A 24985-nucleotide genomic window follows, 5' to 3' on the forward strand; every position below is an offset into this window, starting at 1 on the left:
AGGCGCCGGCGACACCCTCCTCGTACGGTGTGGATCGAGAGGGGTACCGGTGGCCTTGTTCGAGATGACGGCCGATGCGTTGCAGGCGATACCGCCGACGGACTTCGCCACCGAGGGGATCTGGGAACGGCGGGATCTGCAACGCCTGCTGCGCGACGACATCTCCCCGGTCGACGACAGCCTCCTGGTCATCGCCGAGGAGTTCGGCGACTTCGAGGGGAGCGACCGGCGGATCGACCTGCTGTGCGTCGATCGGGACGCCCGTGTCGTCGTGGTGGAGCTCAAGCGCACCTACCACGGCGGTCACCTGGAGCTGCAGGCGTTGCGGTACGCGGCCATGGTGTCGGCCCTGACGTTCGACCAGGTCGTGGACGTGTTCGAGCGGCACCTGGCGCGGGTGGGCCCCGATCGGTGCGGCGAGGGGCGGAAGGTCCTCACCGGCTGGCTCGGCGGTACCGAGGAGTTGTCCGGGGACGTGCGCATCGTGCTGGTGTCCGCCGGCTTCGGCACGGAGATCACCACGACGGTTCTGTGGCTCACCACCACCTACGGCCTCGACATCACCTGCACGAGGCTGATCCCGCACCGGGTGGGCGACCGGATCCTGCTCGACATCACCCAGCTGATTCCGCTGCCCGAGGCCGAGGAGTTCACCATCCGGCTGCGCAACCGCGAACAGGCGGTCCGCACGGCGAGCAGCGGGCGGGACTGGACGCAGTACGTGATCTCGGGCCCGGACGGGGAGTCGAAGCCGCTCCGGAAGCGCTGGGCGATCCTCGAACTGGTTCAGCGGCTGCACTCCGCCGGTGTACCGATGGCCGCCATCGCCGAGGTCCTGCCGAGTTCACGGATCATCTCGACCTCGGGCACCTTCACGGGCACCGAGCTCATCGAGCGGTTCACCCAGGAGTACCGGAGTTTCGGCAACAACGTCCACAAGTGGTTCACCGGCCACCCGATCCACGACGGCGGCGTCACCTGGCTGGTCTCCAACGCCTGGGGCCGGCAGACCGTCTCCGCGCTCGACGGGCTCCTCGAGCTCGCACCGGGTCAGGACTTCGGCTACCGGGCGGCGCCCTGACGGCTCGGTCAGCTCGCGGTCCGCACCGGCGAGTTCGTTCACGACCGGGACACCTTCATGGCCCGGTAGAAGAGTCACCGCACGTGACCCCCCGGAGCGAGCACCACCCGATCCGGCGACTGTGCCGTGCGCACAGGCGCGTCGGCTCGTCAGAAGCGCGACTCCTCGTCAGGCTGGCGCGGCACCACCAACACGGCAACCGCGAAGCGTGAGAGGAACGACGTCTCGATGATCCAAATCGTGCCCGCGAAGGACCAGCAGATGCGGGTGACCTGGGCGCTGCCCCGGCATGAGCCGTCGGGGCCCGTCAGCGTGGTCGGCGACTTCAACGACTGGACGCCGGGGGCGACCCAGCTGCGGGCCCGTTCCAACGGCCGCCGCACCGCGACCGTCCTCGTCCCGCGCGGCACCACCCTGCGGTTCCGCTACCTCGGGCCGGACGGCCACTGGTTCGACGACGAGGACGCGGCCGCGCGCGACGACCACGGGTGCCTGATCACCGTCTGAAGTGGACAGACGGGGCCGCGGGCTCGTCACGGGATCGCGTTGGCACAGCTCATCACCGGGTTCGTCGCCGGCGCGCCGGGGGTGCGCCGCAGGTGGGCCTCGCCCCACACCCGGACCCCTTCGACCACGGGCAGGACGGTGGTTCCGTAGGGGGTGAGCCGGTAGATCACCGGCGCCGGGACCGGACCGGTCACCACCCGTTCGACGAGCCCGTCGGCCTCCAGCTCGCGCAGCTGTTCGGCCAGCACCTTCGACGTGATCGGCGTGCCGCGGCGGCGCAGGCCCGCGAAGTGGGACTCCCCGTGGGCCAGCCAGTACAGCAGCGTCAGCTTCCACTTGCCGCCGATCGCGGCGAACGCGGCGGCCATTGGGCAGCCGGGCAACGGGTTGGGGCGCGAGGGGTTACCTGCAGGTGCCTTCTTGTCCATGGCCGCGCTCCGCTCGGATAGTCGGGCCATGACCGTGTCACACAAACGCATCCTGGTCGCCGTTCTTTCGGCGCTGACCCTCATCGCAACCGCCGCGTCGGGTGGCGCGTCGGTAACGGCGGCCGCTGACGCACAACGGGACTTCGACTGGGAGATCGGCAGCTGGCGGACGTCGGTGCGCGTGCTCGCCGAGCCGCTCTCGGAGTCCGCGGACGAGTGGCTCGACTTCGCCGGCACCAGTGTCGTGCGCGGGCTTCTGGACCGGCGGGCGAACGTCGTCGAGCTCAAGGTCTCGGGAACCGCCGGGCGGATCGACGGGCTCAACCTCCGGCTGTACGAGGCTCCGGCGCAGCGGTGGAGCCTGACCTTCGTCAACATGCGCGACGGGTTGCTCACGCCGTCGGTGCACGGCGGGTTCCACGACGGCGTGGGGGCGTTCTACGGCGACGACCAGCTCGGTGGCCGCCCGATCAAGGTGCGGTTCCTGGTCTTCCGGCAGGGGCCGGACCGGGCCAGGTTCGAGCAGGCGTTCTCGGGCGACGGCGGGACGACGTGGGAGACGAACTGGGTCGCGGTGGACCACCGGATCCCGTCCTGACTCGACGGTGACGGGACGTGGGTATGGTGGGGCCGTGGTCCAGGTCTTCATCCAGCCGTCCTACGGCACCCCGGAGGCACGCAGGTACGGGGCGACCACCCTCGACCAGGCGGTGCCGTTCCGCGCGGCGGACTACGCCGGTCTGGTGGACCCGGCGGACCTGACCCGGCTGAACGCCCTGCACCCCACCGGCAGCGCGCGGTTCTGGGGTGCCACGGCCAAGCACGACAAGCGGATGGACACCGTCACGACCGGCGACGTCGTGCTGCTCACCGGGCGCAAGCACGTCCTGGCGATCGGCGAGGTCGGGCACAGCTTCCGCAACCCCGCCCTCGCGCGGCGCCTGTGGAACCCCGATCCCGGCAAGTGCGTGTGGAGCAACGTCTACAGCCTGCGCGGCTATCGGCCCACCCACATCCCCTACGAGGAGGTGTGGGCGTTGCCGGGGTTCACCGCCGGGGACAACTTCATGGGCCTGCGCTTCCTCGACCCGGCGAAGACCGCGGCCGTCCTGGCGCTCCTCGCTCCCGAACGGCGCGGCCTGGCCGGGTGACGGTCCGCGCGGCCGCGCCGCGGGCAGAGCGTGCTTCAAGATCCCGCCGGTGAAGCGCGCCCGGGACCGGGTCGTGCCCGCGCAGGAGCACGGCCCTACACCGTGACGACGACCTTCCCGGCGTGCAGCCCCTGGTCGAGGTGGTGGTGTGCGCCGGCGACATCGGCGAGGGTGAAGACCCGGTCGATCGCGGGCCGCAGGGTGCCGAGGCGCACCCCCGCGGTCAGGAACGCCGCCATGCGCCGCACCACAGCGGGGTCGAGGGTGTGCTCGAAGCTCCGGTAGCTGTGGACCGTCACACCGGCGGTCGCCGGGAAGGGCGTGGGCCGCGGGTCCAGGAAGCCCGCGGCGACCAGCGTCGCGCCGGGGCGGGCCGCCCTCAGCAGGTTGGGCTGGCCGGGGCCCATGACGAGGTCGAGGACGATGTCGGCGCCGGTGCCTGCGGTGTGGTGGTGGACGGCCTCGGCGAGGTCCGCGCGGTCCGTGGCGATGACCGCGGCGGCGCCGGCGGCGACCAGGTCGTCCGCCTTGCCGCTGTGCCGGGTGACGGCGATGGGCACGGCGCCGACGTGGCGGGCGATCTGCAGCGCCGCGCGGCCGACGGCGCCGGACGCGGCGGTGACGAGGACGTGGTCGCCCGGTCGCATCCCGGCCTTCTCGACCAGCGCGCCGTAGGCCGTCGAGAACGCGACCCAGACCGCCGCCGCCTCGGTGACGTCCAGTCCGGCCGGCCGGGCGATCACCCGCTCGGCCGGGACCGTGATGTGCTCGGCGTGGCTGCCCCTGGCGCTCGCGTCCGGAACGGCCGCGAGGATCACCGGGTCGCCGATCGCCAGCGCGGTGACCCCGGCGCCCACCGCGTCCACGACACCGGTGCCCTCGACGCCGAGGCGGGAGTGTGGCAAGTGGACGGTCGACGGCATGGCGCCGGAGCGCATCATCCGGTCGAGCGGGTTGACCGCGAACGCCTCGACCCGGACGCGCACCTCGCCGGAGGCGGGTTCGGTGACCGGTTCGTCGACGACGCGCAGCACGTCCGGCCCGCCGAACTCGTCGAACACGACAACTCGTGACATGGGGTGGTTCCTCCGCAATCGGTGCTGTTCCAGTGCTCGCGGACGACGTTACGAAGCGCTGAGGTACCTCCTGGTACCTTCGGCCGCCATGCGGAACCCGGCCGGCCACGTCTTCCTCGCCGACTGCCCCACGCGGCTGGCGGTCGAGATCATCTCCGACAAGTGGGCCGTGCTCGTGCTCTTCGGTCTCAGCCAACGGCCGCACCGGCACGGCGAGCTCGCCGAGCTCATCGGCGGCATCTCCCGCAAGGTCCTCACGCAGACGCTGCGCCGCCTCCAGCAGTACGGGCTGGTCGAACGGCACGCCGAGGCGCCGAAACGGGTTCGCTACAGCCTCACCGAACTCGGCCAGACGCTCGTCGAGCCCATCGAGGTGCTCACGAACTGGGCGCGGGACCACGGCGGTGCCGTCGCCGACTTCCTGGAGGCGGCGTCCGCCCGCGGCGAGGGCGCACGGCCCTGACACCGGTCGTGCCGGTGATGTCAGCGCCGTGACAGCCGCGTGTCCGGCCCGCTGGCCACAGTGGTCCCCAACAGCCACGAAGGCCGAAGACAGGGGAGACACGACATGTCCACGTTCACCACGCCGCAGCCCATCACCGCCATGCTGACCACTGCGGGAGCCCGTGTGCGGATCGCCGCGAGCGAGCGCACGGACACGGTGGTCCGGGTCAGCCCGGTCGACGGTGCCAACCCCACCGACGTGAAGGTCGCCGAGAAGACCAAGGTGGACTTCTCCTGCGGTGTCCTCGCCGTCAAGACGACCAGGTCCGGCGCCCAGGCCGGCTCCGTCGACATCACGATCGAGCTGCCCGCCGGTTCCAGGCTGGTGCTGAACACGGCGTGGACCGAGGTGCTGGCCGACGGGCCGCTCGGCGACTGCGAGGTCAACACCGGGTCCGGCCAGGTGCGGCTCGACCGCGTCGCGACGCTGCGGGGCAACCTCGGCGGGGGTGGCCTCGCGGTCGGGCACGTCGCCGGGACCGCGGTGATCGAGGGCGGCTCGGCCGGTGTGCGGATCGGCGAGGCCGGGGGTGCCGTTCGGTACCAGGGCACGACCGGCGAGGTGTGGATCGGCCACGCCCGCTCCGACGTCGACCTGGGCGGTTCGAGCGGCAGCTTCGACGTGGACCGGGCCGACGGTGGCGTCGTCGCCAGGGCGGCCGACTGCCCCATCCGCATCGGCCGGGTCACGCGCGGCCGGTTGGAGCTGATGAACGCCTCCGGGGGCATCGAGGTCGGTGTCGGCGAGGGCGTCGGCGCCGAGGTGGACGCCAAGAGCACGAAGGGATCGGTGCGCAGCTCCCTGCCCGCGCAGGACGAGCCCGGCACCGCCGTCGTGATCTACGCCCGCACGCGGCTCGACGACATCGTCATCCACCGCGCCGCGGCCTGAGCCCGGCAAGGGTGGCGCCGGCCCGGTCACCCGAATGGCAGGATCACGCAGGTGGAGATCAAGATCCTGGGCCCGTTCGAGGTTCGTGCGAACGACGGCACGCTCGCCGACGTGCCGGGCGCGCGCCTGCGCGGGTTGCTGGCCGCGTTGGCGCTCAGCCCGGCCCAGGTGATCCCGAAGGCCGCGCTCGTCGACTGGATCTGGGGCGAGCAACCGCCCGCTGACGCGGCGAACGCCTTGCAGCGCTTGGTCTCCCGGTTGCGCAAGGCACTTCCGGACGCGTCGGTCGAGGGGCTCACCGACGGCTACCGCCTGAAGGTCGATCCCAACGCCGTGGACGCCGTGCGGTTCGAACGGCTCGCAGCCCAGGCACGCGCCGACGAAGGGTCACTGCGGGTGCAACGGCTCCGTGACGCCCTCGCGTTGTGGCGCGGCCCGGCGATGCAGGACATCGGGCTGCAGGACAGCGAGGCGTTCGACGCGGCCGCCACCCGGCTGGAGGCGCTGCGCCTCACCGCGCTGGAGGAGCGGTTCGACGCCGAGGCCGGGCTGGGCCACGGCCAGGACCTGGTCGGCGAGCTCACCGACCTGGTGGCCGCGCACCCGGTGCGGGAGAAGCTGGTCGGGGCGCTGATGCGGGCGCTGGTCGCCGCGGGCCGCACCAACGAGGCGCTGCTCGCCTACCAGCACACGCGGGAGGTCCTGGCCGACGAGCTGGGCGTCGACCCGTCGCCCCAGCTGTCGGCGTTGCACCTCGCGCTGCTGCGCGGCGAGGTGGGGCGGCGCCAGGAGAACCGCAAGACCAACCTGCGCGCCGAGCTGACCAGCTACGTCGGCAAGGAGGCCGACGTCACCGCGGTCAGGGCGCTCGTCGCCGGCCACCGGCTCACCACCCTGACCGGCCCCGGCGGCTCCGGGAAGACCAGGCTGGCGACGGAAACCGCCCGCACGCTGCTCGGCGACCTGCCGGACGGGGCGTGGCTGGTGGAGCTGGCCGCGATCAGCCCGGACGCGGACGTGGCGCAGGCGGCGTTGTCGAGTTTGGACCTGCGGGACGCGCTGCTCGGTGAGGCGTCGAACCTGGAGCCGGCCGACCGGCTCGTCACCGCGCTGCGCGACCGGGAGACGGTGCTGGTCCTGGACAACTGCGAGCACGTGGTCGAACGCGCGGCCGTGCTCGCCCACCGCCTGCTCGGCGAGTGCCCGAGGCTGCGGATCCTGGCCACGAGCAGGGAACCGCTCGGCATCACCGGCGAGGCGCTGTGGTCCGTCGAACCCCTTGCCCTGCCGGGGGAACGCGATGGCGCCGAGTCCTCACCGGCCGTGCGGCTGCTGATCGACCGGGCCGTCGCCGTGCGCAGCGACCTCACCGTCGACGCCGCGACCCTGGCGACGATGGCACGGGTCTGCCGTGCCCTGGACGGGATGCCGCTCGCGATCGAGCTGGCCGCGGCCCGGTTGCGCACCATGTCCATCGACCAGCTCGCCGACCGGCTGGACGACCGGTTCCGGCTGCTGACCGGCGGCAGCCGCACCGCGCTGCCCCGGCACCGGACGTTGCGCGCGATGGTCGACTGGAGCTGGGAGCTGCTGACCGACGCCGAACGGGTGGTGCTGCGCAGGCTGTCGGTGTTCGCCGGCGGTGCGAGCCTGGCGGCGGCCGAACGGGTCTGCGCGGGCGAGCTCGTGTCCCGGTACGAGGTCCTCGACCTGCTCACCGCGCTGACCGAGAAGTCGCTGCTGGTCGCGGCCGGTGACGGCGAACCGCGCTACCGGATGCTCGGCACGATCAAGGAGTACAGCGCGCACCGCCTTGCCGAGGCGGGGGAGTCGGAGCTCGCGCGGCAGGCGCACCTGGCGTCCTTCACCGAGCTCGCCGAGACCGCGGACCCGCACCTGCGCCGCGCCGACCAGCTGGAGTGGCTCGCCGTGCTCAGGGCGGAGCACGACAACATCGCGTCGGCGATGCGCGGCGCGCTCGCGGCCGGTGAGGCGCACGCGGCGATGCGGCTCGCCGCGGCCGCCGCCTGGTACTGGTGGCTCGTCGGCCGCAAGGCGGAGGGCATGGAGCTGATCAGCGCCGCCATCCGCACGCCCGGCGACGTGCCCGACGAGATCCGCGCCGTCGTGTACGCGCTCACCTCGATGTTCGTGACCTCCGGCCCCGGTGACGTTCCCGAGGCCGCGGAGTGGATCCACCGCGCCTACGAGTTCGGCCGCGCCAACCGGCACCACCACCCCGGCCTGCGGCTGGTCGTGCCGCTCGAACACCTGCTGCGGGAGCCGGACACCGTTCTGCCCGCGTGGGAGTCGCTGCTCGCCGACGAGGACCCGTGGGTGCGCGCGCTGTCCCGGCTGCAGATCGGCAAGATGCGGATCATGCTCGGCCACGGCGAGGACGCCGAGTCGTGGTTCGAGGAGTCGCTGGTCGAGTTCCGGGTGCTCGGCGAGCGGTTCGGGATCTCCTTCGCGCAGACCGAACTGGCCGATCGCGTCGCAATGCGCGGTGAGCTCACCGAGGCGTGCGAGCACTTCGACCAGGCGATCGCGGTCGTCACCGAGCTCGGCGCCGTCGACGACGTCGTGCAGATGCGCGTGCGCCAGGCACGGCTGTACTGGCTCATGGGCGACAAGGACGCGTGCGCCGCGGCCGTGGCCGAGGCGGAGCACCGTGCCGACGGGATCACCTGGCCGGGCACCGTGGCCGCCCTCGCGCTGGCCAAAGCCGAGCTGGCCCGGTGGAACGGCAACGCGCGGGAGGCGTTCGAGCAGCTCGCCGTCGCGGCCGGGGCGCTGGGAGAAGAGGCGCTGCAACCACACGTCCGCGCGGCCACCCACGACCTGCGCGCCTACTTCGCCGACGACCTCACCGAGGCCGCAGAGCACCGGGCGGCGGCGTGCCGGGCAGCGGCCGAGACGGGACACGCGCCCGTGATCGCGCAGATGCTCGTCGGGGTCGCGGACCTGGCGCTGCGCCGGGAGGAGCACGAGCAGGCCGCGCGGCTGCTGGCGGCGAGCGCGGGCGTGCTCGGCCTGGCCGACCGGTCCAACCCGGACCTGGCGCGGATCGAGCAGGCCGCACGGCGTCACCTCGGCGACGCCGCGTTCGACGCCGCGGCGCTGCAGGGTGCCGCGGCGGACTGGAACGCGCTGGTCACGGCCACGCTCGGGGCGTGAACCGGCCGCACTGACAGCGATCGCGCCGCCGGTTCCCGCCGTGTCAGCGCCGTGTCAGCCCGGTGTCCGGGTGATCGGAAACAGTGGTGGCAACACACCACCACGAAGGGAATCCGATGAGCCAGAAGGCTTCCGTCCCGCAGGGCCTGCCGGTGGAGCGCGACGCGGGACCGTTCGACCCGCCCAGCCGGATCACCCGGCTGCGCGAGACCCGCCCCGTCAGTCCGCTGGCGTTCCCGGACGGTCACGAGGGCTGGCTGGTCACCGGCTACGAGGCGGTGCGCCAGGTCATGGCCGACGCCAGGTTCAGCAACCGCCAGGACATCGGCGTGCTCCACGTGCCGTACGAGACGCCCGGCATGCCGGCCGCCACCGAACCGTCCCCGCAGGTGCCGGGCCTGTTCATCAGCATGGACGCGCCGGACCACACCCGGTTGCGACGCAAGCTGACCGGCGCGTTCACGGTCAAGCGGATGAAGCAGCTCGAAGACCAGATCGTCGCGATCACCGAGCAGCAGCTCGACGCGCTCGCGACGCTCACACCGCCGGTCGACCTGGTCGCCGAGTTCGCTCTCCCGGTGCCCTCACTGGTGATCTGCGCGCTGCTCGGCGTCCCCTACGAGGACCGCGCGAGCTTCCAGGCCAACTCCGCCCGGTTCATGGAACGCGACATCGGCCTCGAAGACAAGATGGCGGCGTTCGGTGCCATGTTCGGGTACCTGGCCCAGCTGGTCACGGGCAAGCGCGCCGACCCCGGCGACGACATCCTGTCCGACCTCGCCCGCGACGAGGACCTCACCATCGAGGAACTGTCCGGCATGGGCTTCCTGCTGCTGCTCGCCGGGCACGAGACGACCGCGAACATGCTGGCGCTGGGCACCTTCGCGTTGCTGGAGCACCCCGAGGCGCTGGCCCGGCTGCGGTCGGACCCGGCACTGATGCCCGGCGCGGTCGAGGAGCTCCTGCGCTACCTGTCCGTCGCCGACATCTTCTACCGCTACGCCACCGAGGACGTCGAGCTCGGCGGCGAGACCATCCCCGCGGGCTCCACCGTCGTCGTGTCGCTGCTCGCGGCCAACCGCGACCCGCGGAAGTTCGAGCACCCCGACGTCCTGGACGTGCGGCGCGAGGTCCGCGGCCAGGTGGCGTTCGGGCACGGCATCCACCAGTGCCTCGGCCAGCAGCTGGCCCGCATCGAGATGCGCGCCGGTTTCGCCGGACTGCTGCGCCGCTTCCCCACCCTCGCCCTCGCCATCCCGGCCGACGAGGTGAAGCTCCGGACCACCACGCACGTCTACGGCGTCCACGAGCTCCCCGTCACCTGGGCCTGACGCATCGTCCACTCCGGACACATCAATCCACTGCAGTCCACTGAGGAGAAACGCCATGAGCTCGTCCGCATGGACCGGAATGCTGCCCGTCGACGACACCGAGCTGTTCGTCCGCGACACCGGCGGCACCGGCCGTCCCGTGGTCTACCTCAACGGCGCCTACGCCGACCAGAAGCACTGGAAGCGCGTCATCGCCGAGCTCGGCGACGACTACCGCCACATCACCTACGACGAGCGGGCCCGCGGCAGGTCCCGGCGTTCCGCGGACTACTCGTTCGAGGCCTGCCTGCGCGACCTCGACGCCGTCCTCACCGCCAGGGGCGTGGAGCAGCCGCTGCTGGTCGGCTGGTCCTACGGCGGTGTCCTCGCCTGGCACTGGGCCGACCGGCACCCCGACCGGGTCGCCGGTGTGGTGACCGTCGACGCGTTCCCCGTCGGCCTGACCGGGGAGGCGGGCCGGGAGCGGATCCGCAAGCTCTTCCGCGGCTACCGGCTGGTGCTGCCGATCGCCGCGCGGCTCGGCCTCGGCGCGCGGATGAGCGCCGACGAGCACGCCGACGTCAACATCGAGCTCAACGAGATCTCCGCCGCCAGCGTGCCGGTGCTGAGCCGCGTGACCCGGCCGGTGCGGTTCGTCCTGGCCACCGGTGACAGCCTGGGCAGTGAGGCGGGGGAGATGGAGGACGGCAGGAAGGTGCTCGACGAGGTGCTCGCCGCCAATCCGAACGTCGTGCTGAGCGCCAAGGTCGCCAGCAACCACAGCAAGATCCTGCGCAACGACTCCCCGGCCGTCGCGCAGGCCGTGCGCGAGCTGACCGTCCACCAGGGCCACACCGCCGGCTGACGCCACGTGCTCCCGGACCAGGCGTCACGCCCGCCGCGGTGTGACACGCCGTCGGGGTCAGACGACCAGCGCGACCCGGCCGAACACCTCTCCGGCCGCGAGTGCCCGGTGTGCCTTCGAGGCCTCGGCCAGCGGCAGCACCTCGTGCACCACGGAGGTCAGCTCACCGCGTGCGGTGGCGGCGAACAGCTCCGCCGCCACCGCGCCCTTGGCCGCCGCGGGCACCGTGTCCGCGCTGAAGGTCGACACCGACAGCGACCGCTGGAAGTGCCGGTACAGCACCGCGCCGAGGTCCCCTTCCGGCATGCCGCCGACCGCGCCGATCGACACGAGCCGCCCGTTCGGGTTCAGCCACGTGAGCAGTGCCGGCACACCGGTGCCGCCGACGACGTCGATGACGACGTCGAACCCGTCCGGCCGCTCGCCCGCACCGGAGCGGTCCAGCAGGTGGGTGGCACCGAGCTCGCGCAGCCGCTGCCCGCGGTCGGGTGAGGAGGTCGTGGCCGTGATCGAGGCGGCACCCGCCCGAGCGGCGAGCTGCACCGCCATCACCCCCAGACCGCCGCCCGCGCCCCGCACCAGCACCGCCTCGCCCGCCGCGAGGTGCACCTGGCGCAACGCGAAGTGGGCCACCACCCCCGACCCGCCCAGCGTCACGGCGTCGACGGCGGAGGTCTCCCCGGGCAGCTCCACGAGCAGGTCCGCCGCGACCAGCGCCTGCTCGGCGTAACCGCCACCGGCACCCGTCATGCCCCACACGCGCTTTCCGAGCCACGCGGGGTCCACGCCCTCGCCGGCCGCCGACACCACACCGGCGACCTCGCCGCCCAGCACGTGGCCGGTGGCGAAACCGAAGGCGGCCAGCGCGCCACTGCGGACCAGCGCGTCCACACCGCCCACTCCGGCCGCCTCGGTGGTCACCACCACCGTGCCCGGCACGGGTTCCGGCGCCGGCAGGTCGACCACCGCCAGGCCTTCCGGGCCACCGAACTCTTGCACCACAACGGCTTTCACCAGGTCCTCCGCTTTCTGCCGGGTTCTTGGCCGACGTTAACGGACGCACCCGTCCGGTTAACGCGATGTGAGAGCACGACCGGCTTTTTGCCTCGCCTGCGCCGTTGCCGGGGCGGCCGGTGGCGTTGCGCGAGCCACGACGGCACCGTCACGCCGCGACTCCGCTGCCTCCCGCGACGGTGATGTTCTCGCCGGTGATGTAGCTCGCGGCGTCGGACGCCAGGAAGGCGACGACCTCGGCCACCTCACGGGCGGTGCCGAGCCGTCCGAAGGGGATCCGGGCGGCGACGTGCTCGGTGACCACCTCCGGTGGCATGCCGGCCTTGGCCCAGATGGGCGTGTCGACGGCTCCCGGGCTCACCGCGTTGACGCGGATCCGCCGCGGCGCCAGTTCGACGGCCAGTGAGGGGACCATCGCGAGCAGCGCACCCCGGCTGGCGGCGGTGACGCTTCCGCCCGCCAGCCCGCGGGTCGCGCCGATGCCGACGGTGAAGACGACCGACGCCCCGTCGGTCAGCAGCGGGAGGGCGTGTTGCAGGGTGAAGAACTGCCCCTTGGCGTTGGTGTCCATCAGCTCGTCGAACGTGGCCTCGTCGACCGCCCCGACCGGTGCCGCGCGGCTGATCCCGGCGTTGAGGAACAGGGTGCTGAGCGAGCCGAAGCGCGTGCGCACCTCCTGCGCGACCCGGTCGGCGTCCGCCACGGAACGCGCGTCCGCCCGCAGCACGACCACGTCCGCGGGAAGCGATTTCCGCGCGGCCGCGAGGGTGTCGGGGTTCCGGCCGGTCACCACCACCCGGTGGCCTCGCTCGTGCAGCAGCTCGGCCGTCGCCTTGCCGATGCCGCTGGTTCCGCCGGTGATCAGGGCGGTGGGTGCGGGCATGGGAACTCCAGTCGGTGGGCGGATCCCCTCCGGACCCGCGCTGACCCCACTCTGGGCGCGGATCCCGCTGCCACGCCAATGAAAGATTCACATCGGCGCATGCCGCCCGCGCATCACCGCAGGCCGCTCGCCCGCCGGGTTGGGCTCCGCATCACCGCGGGCCGCTCGCCCCAGCCGGTTAGGCTCGCAGGATGCACCGCGCGTCGCTGCCCCCGGTGGACCTGGACCTCCGGCTGGTGCGCAGCTTCACCGCCGTCGCCGAGCACCGGCACTTCGGCCGCGCCGCCGCCGCGCTGCACACCACGCAACCCGCGCTGAGCCGGCAGATCCGCCGGCTCGAACGGGAGCTGGGCGTCGGGCTGCTCGACCGCACCCCGCGCGGCACCGACCTCACCGAGGCGGGCGAGGTGTTCCTCCCGCTGGCCAGAACACTGCTGCGCTCAGCGGAACAGGCCGTGGCACTCACCCGTGCCGCGACCCGCGCACCCCGCATCGCCGTCGGCTACACCACGAACCTGGTCGTGACCCAGGCCGTGGCCGAGCTGCGCCGCCGCCACCCCGAGGCCGACGTGCGGACCCGGCACCTCGGCTGGAACCGGGCGCGCACCGCCCTGCTCGACCGCCAGGTGGACGTGGTGCTGGCGCGGATGCCGTTCGACACCGACGACCTCGACGTGACGGTCCTCTACCGGGAACCCCGCGTGCTCATGGTTCCCACCGGCCACCGCCTGGCCGGCAAGGACTCCGTGACCGTCGCCGACTTCGCCGACGAGCCCCTGCCCCGCGTGGCCGACGAGCGGTGGAACGCCTTCTGGCGCATCGACCCCCGGCCCGACGGACGCCCGGCGCCGGACGGCCCGCTGGTCGAGGACGTCGAGGACAAGGTCGAGCTCGTCGCCTCCTGGCAGGCGCTCGCCATCGTCCCGGCCGGTGAGCACCTCGACCGCCTGCGGCCGGACCTGACCTCCGTGGCCCTCGACGGCGTCGAACCCGCCGAGGTCGTCCTGGCCACCCGCGACGGCGACCGCAACCCGCTGCTGGCCGCGTTCCGGGAGGTCGTGCACCTCGCGGTGGCCCCGGACCTCCGGCAGGGACCCGGCGAGCGGTGAGGACCTGCGGGCCGGTACCGGTCCGGCCCGTCACCACATCGGGCGAACTACGCAAAGTTTCGGTCGTTCAGCCATCGAGGTGGTCCTTCGGCGTGGCGGAACCCCATGTGGTGCCACAAATTGACGCCGGTCGATGATGTCGATCATGCTCTCGCCCATGATCGAAGCGGGCGAGCACGCGAGCCGTCGCCTTTTCCTGCGCGCCGGGGCGGCCGCCGCCGGTGGTGCCGGTCTGCTGGCCGCGACCGCGCCCGCCGCCGAGGCCGCCACCGGGTCGCACGTCTTCCGGGTCGCGCACTTCGGCGCCAGGGGAGACGGGCGGACCGACGACACCGCCGCCGTCCAGCGTGCGATCGACGCGGCGTGTGCCTATGCCGCACGGGCCAACGGATACGCGCGCGTCGAGTTCGACGCCAGGACCTACCGGCTGGCGGCACCGCCGGTGCGCCCGCGGCCGGGCAGCACCCACGCGGCCGCCCAGCTGCTGTTCCCGGTGCGGATCTCCGGGCCGCAGATCACGGTCGAACTCGCCGGTGCGGGCACCCAGCAGGGGCTGCAGTTCATCCCGGACGGGCAGCAGACGGCGGCGGGCACCATGCTGAGGTCGACCGTGTCCGCCACCTGGGACGGCCTGTCCACCGGCATGCCACCGGCGGTCATCGCGTCGCCGAAGGGTGACGTGTGGGGCGGGTTCAACCGGGTGGCCGTGGCGATCACGAACATCGCCGTCCAGGTGCCGTCGAACCCGTCGTTGGCCGGCCTGAACCTGTTGTGGGCGCCGCAGGTCCGGCTGCGGGGCGTGCGGGTCTGCACGCCGGCGCCGCTGCCCGCGGTGATCGAGCCGAAGATCCCGTGGGCGACCGGGATCGTGCTGCCCGGCGGCGGCAACAACGCGGTGGTCTACCTGCGGGACGTGCACGTCGGCGGCTTCTACACCGGTCTGCTGTTCGGCGAGCACACCGACGCGTCCAGCGTCGTGATCTTCGCGTGCAAGGTGGGGCTCGCGCCGTTCGGCAAGCGCCTGCACACCGCGCGCTTCGGCCTGGTCACGGTCGAGTGCTGCCCGACGGTGCTCTCGCAGGTCGACTGGGAGGTCGGCCGCGTGGCCGCCAAGGAGGGCGACAGCCTCAAGATCGACCTGCTCGACGTCGAGGAGTTCAACGGCTTCAGCAGGAGCCTGGGCTGGACCACGCACGACTGCCACGTCTACGACCCGAACAACGTCCTGCGGGGCTGGATCTGGATGGCCCGCTCGGGCGCGGACTACCTGAACATCCCGCTCACCCTGCAGGGCGCCAAGCACCTCCAGATCGCCGAGATCCAGCAGACCTGAGCACCGTCTCATCCGGACGGTGCCGGCCTCGGTTCACCGGCCGCACAGGTCCTGGTGTGCGGCCCTGGCGGCCAGGATCGGCAGGAAGTTGTGGAACTTGGCGTGCCGCGACAGCCGGTGGTAGGCCTCGGAAACGGCCCGCCGGACCGACGGGTAGTCCGCCTCGCCCTTGCAGCGCCGGGTGGCCTCCTCGGCGGCGATGTCGAGCTGCGCCTCGACCTCGGCGTGCAGGTCGTGCGGATCGCGCACCTTGTGTCCGTTGAGAGTCGTGGCCATCGCTCTTCCTCCCCGGTTGTCCGACCGCACCTCGGTTGCCCTGGGTCACGACCGCCCAAACGGCCGGGTGTCACACCGGCGGCCACCTGAGTCGGGGATGTGTGGGCCATCTGGCGGGGTTAGGTTGGGCGGGTGATCAGCAGAGGTCCTGGGCCGGACGGAGTCGGCGCCGCGCCGCGGTCGGTCGCCGAGCTGGCGGCGACGTCGGCCGGGTGGAAGGTCGAGCTGGGTGAGTTCGGCAGGTGGCTCACCGCGGAGCACCAGGTCGTGCGGGGCGGTCGCCGCTGGCTGGTCGGCCTGACGCCGGTCGGGCGGGAGGTCGTCGCGATGGTGGTGTGGCGGGACGACGCCCTCGTGGACCACGCCCGCGGCACGGAGCGGGAGATGGCCGTCCTGGCCCACCGGACGCTGATCGGCATCGTGGAGGACCGCGCCGGGTAGCGACCGTCCGGTGTGGAGGAACCGCGGACGGCTTCGTGGCGTGAAGGACACGTCCGGGTGCACGTGCGGTCATCCGGCGTGGAAACCCGGCCGGGCACGGAGGCCGTGGTGGTGACCCGTGGCGCCGCGAGCGTCTGGTTGGCGACGGCCGGGGCTTCACCGCTCGAACATGCGCGCCAGGCCGGTGATGTCCAGGACGCGCCGCACCGCCGGGCTGGGCGAGACCAGCCGCAGCGACCCCGCCGCCTCCACCGCCCTGGAACGGCTGCGGACCAGCGCGCTGATGCCGCTGGAGTCGCAGAACGTGATCCCGGAGACGTCGACGACGAGGTGGCGGCGCCCGCCGTCGATCAGCCGGTCCAGGTGGGTGAGCAGCGTCGTCGACCCGGTCACGTCCAGCAGCCCGGCCACCTCGACCCTGGTCTGCGCAGCCGACGTGCCGGTGACCCGGATCCGCAACACGATGCACCGCCCTCACCCACGGATGTGATGGCAGGGGCTACCCGCTGATCGCCGGAATATGGCTGGGCGTACCGCGGAGGTCTGTCCCGTGAGCGTGCGCGAGGCCGGCTCGTCACCACCACGCGCCCTTGGTGCTCGCGCTGGTCAGAGCCGATCTGACGACGGTGGTGCCGTCGTGGGCCGCGTCGGAGAGGTTCGCGCCGAACAGGTCGGCGTGGGAGAGGTCCGCGCCGATGAGTTTCGCTCGCGTGAGATCCGCGACGACGAGGTTCGCGTCGGTGAGGTTCGCGCCGACCAAGGTCACCTCGCGGAGGTTCGCTCCGAAGAGGTCGGCGTGGGTGAGGTTCGCGCGGTTGAGGTAGGCGTGGACGAGGGTGACATCGCTGAGCTCCGCGTCGGTGAGGTTCACGGTGGCCATCAGGGCGTTGCTGAAGTCGGCGGCGTAGGAGTCCACGGCGGAGAGGTTCGCGCCTTCGAGCCGCGTCCAGGTGAGGTTCGCGCGCACGAGGTTCGCACGCACCAGGTTGGCCCCGGTGAGGTCCGACTCGGCGAGGTCCACGCCGGTGAGGTCCGCCTGGGCGAGGTCGGCGCGGGTGAGGTTCGCGCGGTGCAGGCAGCTCCCGCGCAGGTCGATCCGGGCGGTCTGGTCGCGGCCGGTGTCGCGGCGGCCCAGGACGGTGAGTGCGGCCTGGACGTCGGCGGCGACGTCCTGCTCGGGGCAGTTCACGGCCGCGGTCTTCGCGGTCGCGGTGGTGCGTTGCGGTGTGGTCGTGCGGATGAACGCGGACAGGACCTCGACGATGGTCGGGTGGTCGCGTGGTGAGTCGCGGGCCAGGCGTTCCAGGCCGTAGATCGCGCCCAGACGGGCCTGGAGGTGGTCGGCACCGGCCCGGTCGAGCTGGTCGACCGCTTTGGTGAACCGGTCGGTCAGCTGCGCCTGCTCGGCCATGGCGTTCTGCGTGCGGGTGGCTTCCAGCGACCGGCCGGTGAAGTACACGCCGGCCGCGGCCGCCAGCGCGGCGATCACCGACGCGATCGCCGTCCAGTTCCACGACCGGGTGGAGCGTGACCGCCGAGTCGGCGAGCGCAGGGACGCGGGCCGGGCGACTCGCGTGGACGTCCCCGCGGGCCGCGGCTGACGGGAGCGACCGGAGAGGTGGTGATCCATGCGCCAAGGTTGGCAGCCCCGGCCCGCAGGCGGACGGCGAACGTCGTGACACGTGGGCGGAATCGCCGGAATGGCGGCGTGGCAACGGCGTCGGGCTGGTCCACCCGCGCAACGCTGCTGCCTCACCGCGCAACGCCCATGTCGCCACGCCGTGCGAACGGCCAGGCTGACCCGCATGAGCAGGTTGAGCCCCGAGCAGATCGCCCAGCACGCCCGCGCCGCCGGGTTCGACGGGCAGGGCCTCACGATCGCGGTCGCCGTCGCCCTGGCCGAGTCCAACGGGGACCCGCGGGCGCACAACGGCAAGCCGCCGGACGACTCCTACGGGCTCTGGCAGATCAACATGCTCGGTGCGATGGGGCCGGAGCGGCGCAGGCAGTACGGACTCGACTCCAACCAGGAGCTGTTCGACCCGCGCGTCAACGCCGAGGTGGCCAACTCGCTCTCCCGCGACGGCAGGTCGTGGACCCCGTGGTCCACCTACACCAACGGCGCCTACCGCAAGTACCTCGACGTCGCGCGCCGGGCCGCGCGGGGCACGGGCAAGGGGACGCCGCCGCGGCGGGGAGGCGGGGCGCAGAGTGGCGGGTTCGCCGTGGACCCCGGCGCGCTGGACCACTACGTCAAGCAGGGCAAGGGCATCGCCGACGACCTCGCGTCGATCGGGACCAGGCACGTGCGCCAGGTCGGCAGGATCGCGGACGACAGCTTCGGGCGGATCGGGCGGGAGACCGGGTTCGCCTCGGCGCTCGAAGCGTTCGGGGGCGCGCTGCACCGGCAGGTCGACGGGGTCGGCCGCAACGCTGACCGGCTGGCGAGGTCGACCGGGCGGCTGGCACGGGCGTACCGCGCGCAGGACGACGCGATCGCCGACGACTTCAAGTGAGGATGACGTGGACACACGAGCCGTCGCGCTCCAGTTCGCCAAGAGGATGATCGCGCACCGCAACGCGTTGGCGGGCAAGGCCGACGACGCGGTGCGGGTGCAGTTCGCGTTGCACCAGGCGAGCAGTGCGCTGGAGGGACAGCAGGACGCCACGCGCAAGGCCGCGGGCAAGGCGCTCGGCCACTGGGACGGTGCCGCCTCGGAGCAGTTCGAACGGCGCTCCGACCGGCTGGCGAAGCAGATCCGGATGACGGCGTCCGTCAGCACCGAGGCCGAGAAGGTGGTGGCGGGTGCGGGCAGCGCGCTCGTCACCGGGCACACGGCCGCGCAACGGCTGATCGACGAGTACGTCACCAAGGCCGTCGCGTTGCTCGACACGGCCGTCGCGAGTGGAACCCAGGCCGCACTGATGAAGGCGGTGGCCGCCGCGGCGGATCTCGAACCGCGGTACACGCGCGAGTCGGTGCGCAACGTGCGGCGGGTCAAGGCCGAGCTCGGTGCGGCGAAGCGGAAGCTCCGCGCGCTGGAGAGGGAGATCGAGGACGACGGCGTCGCCGATCCCCGCGTGGCACGGCGCGGCGGTGGTGGTGGCGGTGGTGGTGGCGCGACCAAGACGTCCGGCACGAAGGTGCGCAAGATCGTGTCCGCCGCCCGCGGAGAGATCGGCACGCGGGAAAGTCCGCCCGGCAGCAACCGCAACCCGTACGGGCCCACGACCTACTGGTGCTCCTCGTTCGCCACGGCGATGTGGCGCAAGGCCGGTGTGGACATCCCGATCCTGCCGTTCACCGGCGACGTCTACCGCTGGGGCCAGCGGCACGGCAAGGCGTACGGCAACGGTGACCTAAAGGGGAACGTGCGGCCCGGCGACGTGCTGCTGTTCGGCACCGGCCCGCAGAGCCCGGCCACCAGCAAGCACATCGGCATCGTGGAGAAGGTCGACGGCGGCACGGTCACGTTGATCGAGGGCAACTCCGGCGACCAGGTCCGGCGCAACACCCACCAGCTCAGCGGCACGAAGTTCTACGGAGGAGTGCACCCGTGATCACCGGACACGCGCACCACGACACCGGCATCGCGATCGAGGTCGGCGCCGGCGGCGGGCTGCGCTCCATCGCGCTGACCGAGCGGTCGATGCGGCTGGGCCGCGCCGCGCTGGCGGACGAGATCCTCACCCTGGTGCGGCTCGCGACCGCGCGGGCCAACGAGCGGGCCCGGCACGTGCTCGGCGCCGAGCACCTGGAGGCGCTCGGCATCCACGCCGACACCGAGCTCGCCGAGGAGATCGAGTCCACCACACCGCAGAGCTGGATGGTCCGATGACGCACGAGCCGCAGACCATCGAGGACATGCTGGCAGCGGACGAAGAACGCGAACCACTCGACGTGCGTGCGGCGTTGGACGCGATCACCCGTTCCGCGCGGGAGGGCGACGTGGTCGTGACGGTCGACCTGCACGGCAAGCTGGTCGGGCTGGAGCTGGGTCCGCGTGCGATGGCGTTGCGGCCCGCCGCGCTGGCGTCCCGCGTGCACCGGCTGGTCGACGAGGCAGCCGAGGCCGCGCTGGCCGCGGGTGCCGAGGTCCTGGCGGCGGTGCTGGACGAGCCGGTCGGGCTGGGACTGTCCTAACCGGCCTCGGCGAGCATCTCGGTGACGCGCCGGGTGATCCACGTCAGGTCGGCGGGGACCACCCGGACCCACTGCTCGTCGCGGACGTCCTCGGTCGTGATGACGTACCGGCCCGCCCTGGTGTCCGACCAGGTGAGCACGGGCGAACGGCCGCGGCTGCCGGTCACGGCCAGCTGCCCGGCGCCGACCCGGCCCGCCTCCGCGATCGTGATCAGCGGCCGCATCGCGCTGCCGCGCACACCCGCGTCGGCCAGCACCCGTTCCAGGCCGTGGTAGCCGGTCTCCACGTGTGCCCGCAGCGCCGCCGAGTACGCCGGTCGCGGCAGCCGCATCTGCTCGCCCGGCCCGGCGGGGTGGTCACCGAGCAGCCTCACCACCGCCCGCACCAGGTCGGCACGTGCGATGGGTTCGAGCGCCAGCTCCTCGTTGTTGAGCACGGCCAGCACACCCCGGCTGCCCCGGACCGCGGCGAGCACCCGCCACGGCTGCTCGCCGAACGCCAGCGCGTCGACGGACGCCGTGTGGTGGCGGAGCATGCCGAGCAGTTCCTCGAGCTCGGGTGCGACGTCACCGTGCTCGTCGATCAGGCCGGCGTCCGCCAGCGACGTGGACACCTCGCCGGCCAGCCGGTCCCGCTCGGCCTCCGTGGCGCCGTGGGACGGCACGTCCAGCGCGGGCGGCGGCTCACCGAAGCCGAGGTCCTCCCACACCAGGTCGAACTCCAGGTGGGACAGGACGACTGCACCGGTTGCGGGTAAACGCCGTGCCATGAGTGCTCCCGTGGTTAATCTTGACCGCGTGCAGCACGACGCAGAGGTCGCGAGCGGTGTGCTGGTCGTGCGTGCTTCCGGTGCGGCAGCGGCGAAAGCCGCGCTGACCGGCTCGCCGTCCGTGCGGACACCCGAGTCCATCCAGCTGCTGATGCGGTGCCCGGTGCACCGCTCGTTGCCTGAGGGCACCCACGTCTTCGGCGACTGCTCGCTGCACGTCCTGCCCGTCGGCGCGATCATGCTGACCGTGCCGGAAACCAAGCTGTCGACCGGTTTCAGCGAGCTGCACCCGCTGATGTTCCAGCCGGTCGAGGTGGCCGCCGGTGTGCGCGACGTGTTCTCCGGCGCGGTGGGCCACGTCATCGCCGCGCGGGCCGTGCTCGACCCCCTCGGCGTGGCGCACCACCTGGTCGGGCTGGCGGAGCTGGTGCTGCGCAGCGCGTTGCGGGAGGAGCTGCAGCGGGCCGACATCGCCACCGGGCACCGGCGTGCCGCGCTGGAGCACATCCGCGCGCACCTCGGTGACCCGTCCCTGACACCGGGCCAGGTGGCCAAGGCGCTGAACATCTCGCTGCGCCGGCTGTACCAGGTGTTCGAGGGCGAGCCGAACGTCGCCGAGCGGATCAAGGTGCTGCGCATCGAGCGCGCGAAGGCGCTGCTGGCCGACCCGGCGAAGGCCGGCCGCGGCGTCGGTGAGATCTCCCGCGACTGCGGGTTCGTCAGTGCGACGCACTTCTCCCGTGCCTTCCGCGCGCTGGTCGGCCAGCCACCGACGGAGTACCGCCGCCGCGCTCTGCCGAGGTGAACTCCACGCCGTCGACGAACCGCCCGGTGATGCCCGCCAGCTCCAGCCAGCCGCGGCCGCTGGGGGAGTGCAGGGTGAACACGGCGATCCTCGGGTGCGCGGGATCGGGCACGACGATCTGCAGCTGCGCGCCGACACCGGTCACCGGAACCCGCTCGACGATCACCACCGCATAGCCGGTGCCGGTCGTGGCGGTGGTCATCTCCCTGATGCCGGGACCACCGGCGTCGGCGAGGTGGAAGCACAGCTCCTCGGCGGCCGCCGGTGTCAGCACGCGGTCCACCGCGACCAGACCGGCCACCAGGACCGCGGGATCGGCGCCGGGGTGCTCGACGACCGCCACCACGCTCGCGTTGTGGCGCAGGGCGAGCTCAGCGGCCTGCGTCGCCGCGACCTCCAGACCCGGATCGCGCGCCCGGTCGGGTCCACGCGTGCGGCGCAGCAACGACAACAGCTCGGCGGACGTCGCGTCGACCGAGCTCACGGGAACCGGGGTGACGCCCCGCACCGGCGTGAGTCTCACCGCTCACCGAGTGCCGACGCGAAAGCGGCCGCCCCACCGGCGGGTGCGCCCGCGGTGCGCGGTGCGGCGACCAGCACCCCGGCCAGTTCGCTGCCCAGCGCCGAGTAGTCGGTCAACGCCCGGACGACGCCGCCGAACAGGTCCTCGCGGCTCGGCACCCGCCCGGCCGCCTCGACCCCGCCGGTCACGAGCCGGCGCAACCGCTCCGCGACCCGCCGTGCGGCGCTGCGGTGGTCGGCCTCCAGGTCGCGGGCGCTCGCCAGCACGCCGTCGAGCTCACGGCGCAGCTCGTCCAGCCGTGCCGAGGCCGCCACGTGCTCCGGCCCGCCGCGGAACGACGCGAGGACCACGGCGTTGTCCGCGTCGTCGATCGCACGCCGCAGCTCCCGTGCGCGCCTGTCGAGCTCTTCCGCCCTGCGCTGGTTCGCCAGCACCGTCCCCGCCCAGTCGTCCAACGTGTCGGCCGCCGCGCTCACAGTGCGCTGCGCCGTCTCCAGTTCGTCGCGGACCTCCGCCAGCCGGGCCGTGAACGCCTCCGCCGCGGCACCCGTCCAGCCCGCGGGCGGCGCCGGGACCTCCACCCGGTGCCGGCAGCGTTCGGCCGCCGCGGCGACGGCGCCGGGGTCGCCCGGCACCGGGTCGAAACCCAGGCCCCGGTAGTCACCCATGGCGCAGCTCGTCGGCGTCGCGGTAGGCCGCACCGGCCGCGCGGAGCTCGTCGGCGGCCTCCGCGAGCGTGGCGCGCAGCGCGGCCGTCCGGTCCGCCCACGACCGCAGCAGCTCGTCGGCCGCCGCCGTGACGCCCGGTCCCAGGTCCCCGCCGGAGCCCAGGTCGAGCGCGGCGGCCACCGCGGCGACCTCGTCGGCCGTGTCGGCCAGCCGCTGCGCCGTGGTGGCCACCGCGGCGACGTCGGCGGCGTACCCGTCGCTCATTCGCCCAGCACCGGCGGCGCACCCGGTGGGATGTCGTCCAGGAGGTCCATCTTCTCGGCGTACCGGTTGGAGTGCTGCCGGTCGTCGTCACCGTTGCCGCCGTACGGCGGCGCCATGCCGTAGCCCGGCGCTCCTGGCGTGCCCGCCACGCCGCGACCGCCCATGCCCGCCGCGGTGCCGCGGCCGGGCTGCTGGCCGAGCACACCGGTGGCGCCGCCCGGAACCCCGGCTCCGGCGGCCCCCCGTGACCCCGGCGTGGCGCCGCCCGCCGAGCCGCCGTAACCGCCTTGGCCGCCGTGGCTGCCGAACGGTCCGCCGAACGCCGTCGCGCCGTTCGGGGTTCCCGTGGTGGTGGGGCTGTACGAGGCGGTGGGGCTGTAGGAGGCCGTGGGGCTGTACGAGGCGACTGCCGTGTCGTCGGTCTTGCCCGGCAGTCCGTCGTCCGACCCCGGTGCGTGCTCGGGTGGCCGCGGTGCCGGGTCCGGCTCGTGCGGCGGCGGGCCGTAGTGGTCGAGCGTCGGTGGCGGCGGTGGTGGTGGCGGGGCGGCGGGACCCGGTTGCTGCGCGGTCGGCGGTGCCGTGTCGAACACCGGCAGGGTGCTGCGGGCGTTCCTGCTCTCGCTCTCGTACATCTGCATGACGGCCACCGCCTCCGCCTTGGCGTTGCGCGCCTCCAGCTTGGTCGGCATGTGGTCGTCGGTCAGCTGTTCGAGCAGGGCGAGTCCCTGCGGCCCGTCGGCCACCTTGACGTCGTAGCCCTCGCGGAAGTGCCGCTCCGCCCAGTAGTGCACGGGCTCCGGCAGCCGCCGCTTGGTCTCCTGGAGCACCGTCGTGTAGTTCTGCATGCCGGCGGCGACCTTCTCGGCGGAGTCGCCGACCGTCTCGCCCCACGACGTCAGCGCCGTCGCCGCCTGGGCCGCCAGCTCCGCCGACGGGCCGCGCCACGACGCGGTGAGCCGGTTGACGACGTCCTGCACCGAGCGCGACGTGCCGCGCAGCTTCGGCGCGAGGTCCTCCCACTGCCCGGTCCGCACGGACATCCCCGGCAGGTCCGCGGTGTGGACCATGTCCCACATCTGCTGGTGGGTGTACGCGTCCCAGCGGATGGTGCCGGAGTCGAACGCGTCCTCACGCAGGTTCGCGCGGCGCTGGTCGCTCAGCTTCTTCGCGCGTTTGAGCTGCTTCGCGGTCGGCTTGTGCTCTTCGGAGAAGTAGCCCCGGTCCCTGCTCATGCCTGCGCCTTGAACGCCGCGGCGGTGCTGTCGTCAACGGCGACATGCATTTTCTTCACGTTCTCCAGTGCGTCGATCACGAGGTCGAGCTGTGCGACGTAGGACTGCAACGCGGCACGGACGCCACCCTCCACGTCCCTGGCCCGCAGCCCGAACGCCTTGCGCATGTGCACCGCGACCGGCCCTTTGCCGTCCGGCAGCGGCGTGGCCAGGGCGGCGCTGTCCGCCAGGTAGCCCGCCAGTTCGTCACGGCGCCGGTAGAGGTGCCGCACGGCCTGGTCGAAGTCGGCCGGGTCGATCTCGATGTGGTCCGCGCCGGTCGCGGGAATGCCCACCAGACCACCGGTTGTGGCCGGCCCCACGACCGTGGCGACGTGCCCGTCCCGCAGCGACTTCTTCAGCCGCTCGGCCTCGTCCATGCTGTCCACCCTGACCACGGGCGCACACTCCCTCGTTTCGACGGCTCGGAACATGGTGGCCGGAGGTGGCCGAGAGATCCAGTACCCGGTGCACGGATGGTCACAAACGGTG

Annotated in this window: 30 protein-coding genes; 17 read left to right on the forward strand and 13 right to left on the reverse strand. The window is 72.9% G+C overall.

Features of this window, described 5'->3' with window-relative positions:
- Window positions 1-49 precede the first annotated feature (49 nt).
- Both ADL03_RS13570 and ADL03_RS13575 read left to right on the forward strand, forming a co-directional pair.
- A complete protein-coding gene (locus ADL03_RS13570; protein ID WP_053733712.1) occupies window positions 50-1081 on the forward strand; it encodes a hypothetical protein in 1032 nt (343 codons plus the stop codon).
- A gap of 228 nt (window positions 1082-1309) precedes the next feature.
- A complete protein-coding gene (locus tag ADL03_RS13575) occupies window positions 1310-1588 on the forward strand; it encodes a hypothetical protein (protein ID WP_053733713.1) in 279 nt (92 codons plus the stop codon).
- A gap of 26 nt (window positions 1589-1614) precedes the next feature.
- Here the strand turns inward: ADL03_RS13575 and ADL03_RS13580 are convergent, their stop codons facing one another.
- Entirely contained in the window at window positions 1615-2016 is a 402-nt protein-coding gene (locus ADL03_RS13580; protein ID WP_197288296.1) for a helix-turn-helix domain-containing protein, read from the reverse strand.
- Between the two features lie 28 nt (window positions 2017-2044).
- Here ADL03_RS13580 and ADL03_RS13585 point away from each other — a divergent pair, with 28 nt between their 5' ends.
- Window positions 2045-2614: a hypothetical protein gene (locus ADL03_RS13585; RefSeq protein ID WP_157528573.1), complete on the forward strand. Its 570-nt coding sequence runs from the start codon at window positions 2045-2047 to the stop codon at window positions 2612-2614.
- 34 nt (window positions 2615-2648) lie between these two features.
- Window positions 2649-3167: a hypothetical protein gene (locus ADL03_RS13590; RefSeq protein WP_053733715.1), complete on the forward strand. Its 519-nt coding sequence runs from the start codon at window positions 2649-2651 to the stop codon at window positions 3165-3167.
- Between the two features lie 95 nt (window positions 3168-3262).
- Here the strand turns inward: ADL03_RS13590 and ADL03_RS13595 are convergent, their stop codons facing one another.
- A complete protein-coding gene (locus ADL03_RS13595; RefSeq protein WP_053733716.1) occupies window positions 3263-4243 on the reverse strand; it encodes a zinc-dependent alcohol dehydrogenase family protein in 981 nt (326 codons plus the stop codon).
- A gap of 88 nt (window positions 4244-4331) precedes the next feature.
- Here ADL03_RS13595 and ADL03_RS13600 point away from each other — a divergent pair, with 88 nt between their 5' ends.
- From ADL03_RS13600 to ADL03_RS13620, 5 genes are all read left to right on the forward strand, one after another.
- Window positions 4332-4706 carry a helix-turn-helix domain-containing protein gene (locus tag ADL03_RS13600; protein WP_053733717.1) on the forward strand — a complete coding sequence of 125 codons (375 nt, stop codon included), beginning with the start codon at window positions 4332-4334 and terminating at the stop codon, window positions 4704-4706.
- 105 nt (window positions 4707-4811) lie between these two features.
- Entirely contained in the window at window positions 4812-5639 is an 828-nt protein-coding gene (locus ADL03_RS13605) for a DUF4097 family beta strand repeat-containing protein (protein ID WP_053733718.1), read from the forward strand.
- A gap of 51 nt (window positions 5640-5690) precedes the next feature.
- Complete coding sequence (locus tag ADL03_RS13610; RefSeq protein ID WP_053733719.1) at window positions 5691-8816, forward strand: BTAD domain-containing putative transcriptional regulator; 3126 nt, start codon at window positions 5691-5693, stop codon at window positions 8814-8816.
- A gap of 116 nt (window positions 8817-8932) precedes the next feature.
- Window positions 8933-10147, forward strand: a complete 1215-nt coding sequence (locus ADL03_RS13615) for a cytochrome P450 (RefSeq protein WP_053733720.1) — start codon at window positions 8933-8935, stop codon at window positions 10145-10147.
- 55 nt (window positions 10148-10202) lie between these two features.
- The gene (locus ADL03_RS13620) at window positions 10203-10991 is read left to right on the forward strand and encodes an alpha/beta fold hydrolase (RefSeq protein WP_053733721.1); all 789 of its coding nucleotides are present in this window, start codon (window positions 10203-10205) and stop codon (window positions 10989-10991) included.
- Between the two features lie 57 nt (window positions 10992-11048).
- Here the strand turns inward: ADL03_RS13620 and ADL03_RS13625 are convergent, their stop codons facing one another.
- Both ADL03_RS13625 and ADL03_RS13630 read right to left on the reverse strand, forming a co-directional pair.
- Window positions 11049-12005, reverse strand: coding sequence for a zinc-binding dehydrogenase (locus tag ADL03_RS13625; protein ID WP_053733722.1), 957 nt, complete (start codon window positions 12003-12005; stop codon window positions 11049-11051).
- Window positions 12006-12153: 148 nt separating this feature from the next.
- Window positions 12154-12888, reverse strand: a complete 735-nt coding sequence (locus tag ADL03_RS13630) for an SDR family oxidoreductase (protein WP_053733723.1) — start codon at window positions 12886-12888, stop codon at window positions 12154-12156.
- A gap of 191 nt (window positions 12889-13079) precedes the next feature.
- On the opposite strand from ADL03_RS13630, the gene ADL03_RS13635 reads away from it, so the two are divergent.
- The gene (locus ADL03_RS13635; RefSeq protein WP_053733724.1) at window positions 13080-13997 is read left to right on the forward strand and encodes a LysR family transcriptional regulator; all 918 of its coding nucleotides are present in this window, start codon (window positions 13080-13082) and stop codon (window positions 13995-13997) included.
- A 145-nt stretch (window positions 13998-14142) separates the two neighbouring features.
- Window positions 14143-15330 carry a glycosyl hydrolase family 28-related protein gene (locus ADL03_RS48385; protein ID WP_197288297.1) on the forward strand — a complete coding sequence of 396 codons (1188 nt, stop codon included), beginning with the start codon at window positions 14143-14145 and terminating at the stop codon, window positions 15328-15330.
- Between the two features lie 33 nt (window positions 15331-15363).
- Here the strand turns inward: ADL03_RS48385 and ADL03_RS13645 are convergent, their stop codons facing one another.
- The gene (locus ADL03_RS13645) at window positions 15364-15606 is read right to left on the reverse strand and encodes a three-helix bundle dimerization domain-containing protein (protein ID WP_053733726.1); all 243 of its coding nucleotides are present in this window, start codon (window positions 15604-15606) and stop codon (window positions 15364-15366) included.
- A gap of 132 nt (window positions 15607-15738) precedes the next feature.
- Between ADL03_RS13645 and ADL03_RS13650 the strand changes: the two genes are divergently transcribed.
- The gene (locus ADL03_RS13650; RefSeq protein ID WP_197288298.1) at window positions 15739-16047 is read left to right on the forward strand and encodes a hypothetical protein; all 309 of its coding nucleotides are present in this window, start codon (window positions 15739-15741) and stop codon (window positions 16045-16047) included.
- A gap of 156 nt (window positions 16048-16203) precedes the next feature.
- Here the strand turns inward: ADL03_RS13650 and ADL03_RS13655 are convergent, their stop codons facing one another.
- Together ADL03_RS13655 and ADL03_RS13660 are read right to left on the reverse strand one after the other, a co-directional pair.
- A complete protein-coding gene (locus tag ADL03_RS13655; RefSeq protein WP_053733727.1) occupies window positions 16204-16509 on the reverse strand; it encodes an STAS domain-containing protein in 306 nt (101 codons plus the stop codon).
- Window positions 16510-16621: 112 nt separating this feature from the next.
- Window positions 16622-17677, reverse strand: a complete 1056-nt coding sequence (locus ADL03_RS13660) for a pentapeptide repeat-containing protein (RefSeq protein ID WP_197288299.1) — start codon at window positions 17675-17677, stop codon at window positions 16622-16624.
- A 175-nt stretch (window positions 17678-17852) separates the two neighbouring features.
- Here ADL03_RS13660 and ADL03_RS13665 point away from each other — a divergent pair, with 175 nt between their 5' ends.
- Genes ADL03_RS13665 through ADL03_RS13680 form a run of 4 tightly spaced genes read left to right on the forward strand, consistent with a single transcriptional unit; the run spans window position 17853 to window position 20191 of the window.
- Window positions 17853-18563: a transglycosylase SLT domain-containing protein gene (locus tag ADL03_RS13665; protein WP_053733729.1), complete on the forward strand. Its 711-nt coding sequence runs from the start codon at window positions 17853-17855 to the stop codon at window positions 18561-18563.
- Between the two features lie 7 nt (window positions 18564-18570).
- On the forward strand, window positions 18571-19608 hold the full coding sequence (locus ADL03_RS13670; protein ID WP_053733730.1) for a CHAP domain-containing protein: 1038 nt from the start codon (window positions 18571-18573) through the stop codon (window positions 19606-19608).
- Window positions 19605-19886, forward strand: a complete 282-nt coding sequence (locus ADL03_RS13675) for a hypothetical protein (RefSeq protein WP_053733731.1) — start codon at window positions 19605-19607, stop codon at window positions 19884-19886. Before ADL03_RS13670 ends, ADL03_RS13675 begins: the two co-directional genes overlap by 4 nt.
- Entirely contained in the window at window positions 19883-20191 is a 309-nt protein-coding gene (locus tag ADL03_RS13680; RefSeq protein ID WP_053733732.1) for a hypothetical protein, read from the forward strand. The genes ADL03_RS13675 and ADL03_RS13680 overlap by 4 nt, the downstream gene beginning before the upstream one ends.
- On the opposite strand, the gene ADL03_RS13685 is transcribed toward ADL03_RS13680, so the two are convergent.
- Window positions 20188-20961: an ESX secretion-associated protein EspG gene (locus ADL03_RS13685; protein WP_053733733.1), complete on the reverse strand. Its 774-nt coding sequence runs from the start codon at window positions 20959-20961 to the stop codon at window positions 20188-20190. The two genes, ADL03_RS13680 and ADL03_RS13685, sit on opposite strands and share 4 nt — an antisense overlap.
- A gap of 28 nt (window positions 20962-20989) precedes the next feature.
- Here ADL03_RS13685 and ADL03_RS13690 point away from each other — a divergent pair, with 28 nt between their 5' ends.
- A complete protein-coding gene (locus ADL03_RS13690; protein ID WP_197288300.1) occupies window positions 20990-21766 on the forward strand; it encodes a helix-turn-helix domain-containing protein in 777 nt (258 codons plus the stop codon).
- Here ADL03_RS13690 and ADL03_RS13695 read toward each other — a convergent pair.
- Genes ADL03_RS13695 through ADL03_RS13715 form a run of 5 tightly spaced genes read right to left on the reverse strand, consistent with a single transcriptional unit; the run spans window position 21681 to window position 24873 of the window.
- Window positions 21681-22250, reverse strand: a complete 570-nt coding sequence (locus ADL03_RS13695) for a hypothetical protein (protein WP_197288301.1) — start codon at window positions 22248-22250, stop codon at window positions 21681-21683. The genes ADL03_RS13690 and ADL03_RS13695 overlap by 86 nt on opposite strands.
- Window positions 22251-22285: 35 nt before the next feature.
- A complete protein-coding gene (locus tag ADL03_RS13700; protein ID WP_053733736.1) occupies window positions 22286-22957 on the reverse strand; it encodes a hypothetical protein in 672 nt (223 codons plus the stop codon).
- Window positions 22950-23222, reverse strand: coding sequence for a hypothetical protein (locus tag ADL03_RS13705; RefSeq protein ID WP_053733737.1), 273 nt, complete (start codon window positions 23220-23222; stop codon window positions 22950-22952). The genes ADL03_RS13700 and ADL03_RS13705 overlap by 8 nt, the downstream gene beginning before the upstream one ends.
- Window positions 23219-24454, reverse strand: coding sequence for a PPE domain-containing protein (locus tag ADL03_RS13710; RefSeq protein WP_053733738.1), 1236 nt, complete (start codon window positions 24452-24454; stop codon window positions 23219-23221). The genes ADL03_RS13705 and ADL03_RS13710 overlap by 4 nt, the downstream gene beginning before the upstream one ends.
- Window positions 24451-24873: a hypothetical protein gene (locus ADL03_RS13715; RefSeq protein ID WP_157528575.1), complete on the reverse strand. Its 423-nt coding sequence runs from the start codon at window positions 24871-24873 to the stop codon at window positions 24451-24453. Before ADL03_RS13715 ends, ADL03_RS13710 begins: the two co-directional genes overlap by 4 nt.
- Window positions 24874-24985 lie beyond the last annotated feature (112 nt).

The sequence above is a fragment of the Nocardia sp. NRRL S-836 genome (assembly GCF_001279525.1).
GTDB lineage: Bacteria > Actinomycetota > Actinomycetes > Mycobacteriales > Pseudonocardiaceae > Lentzea.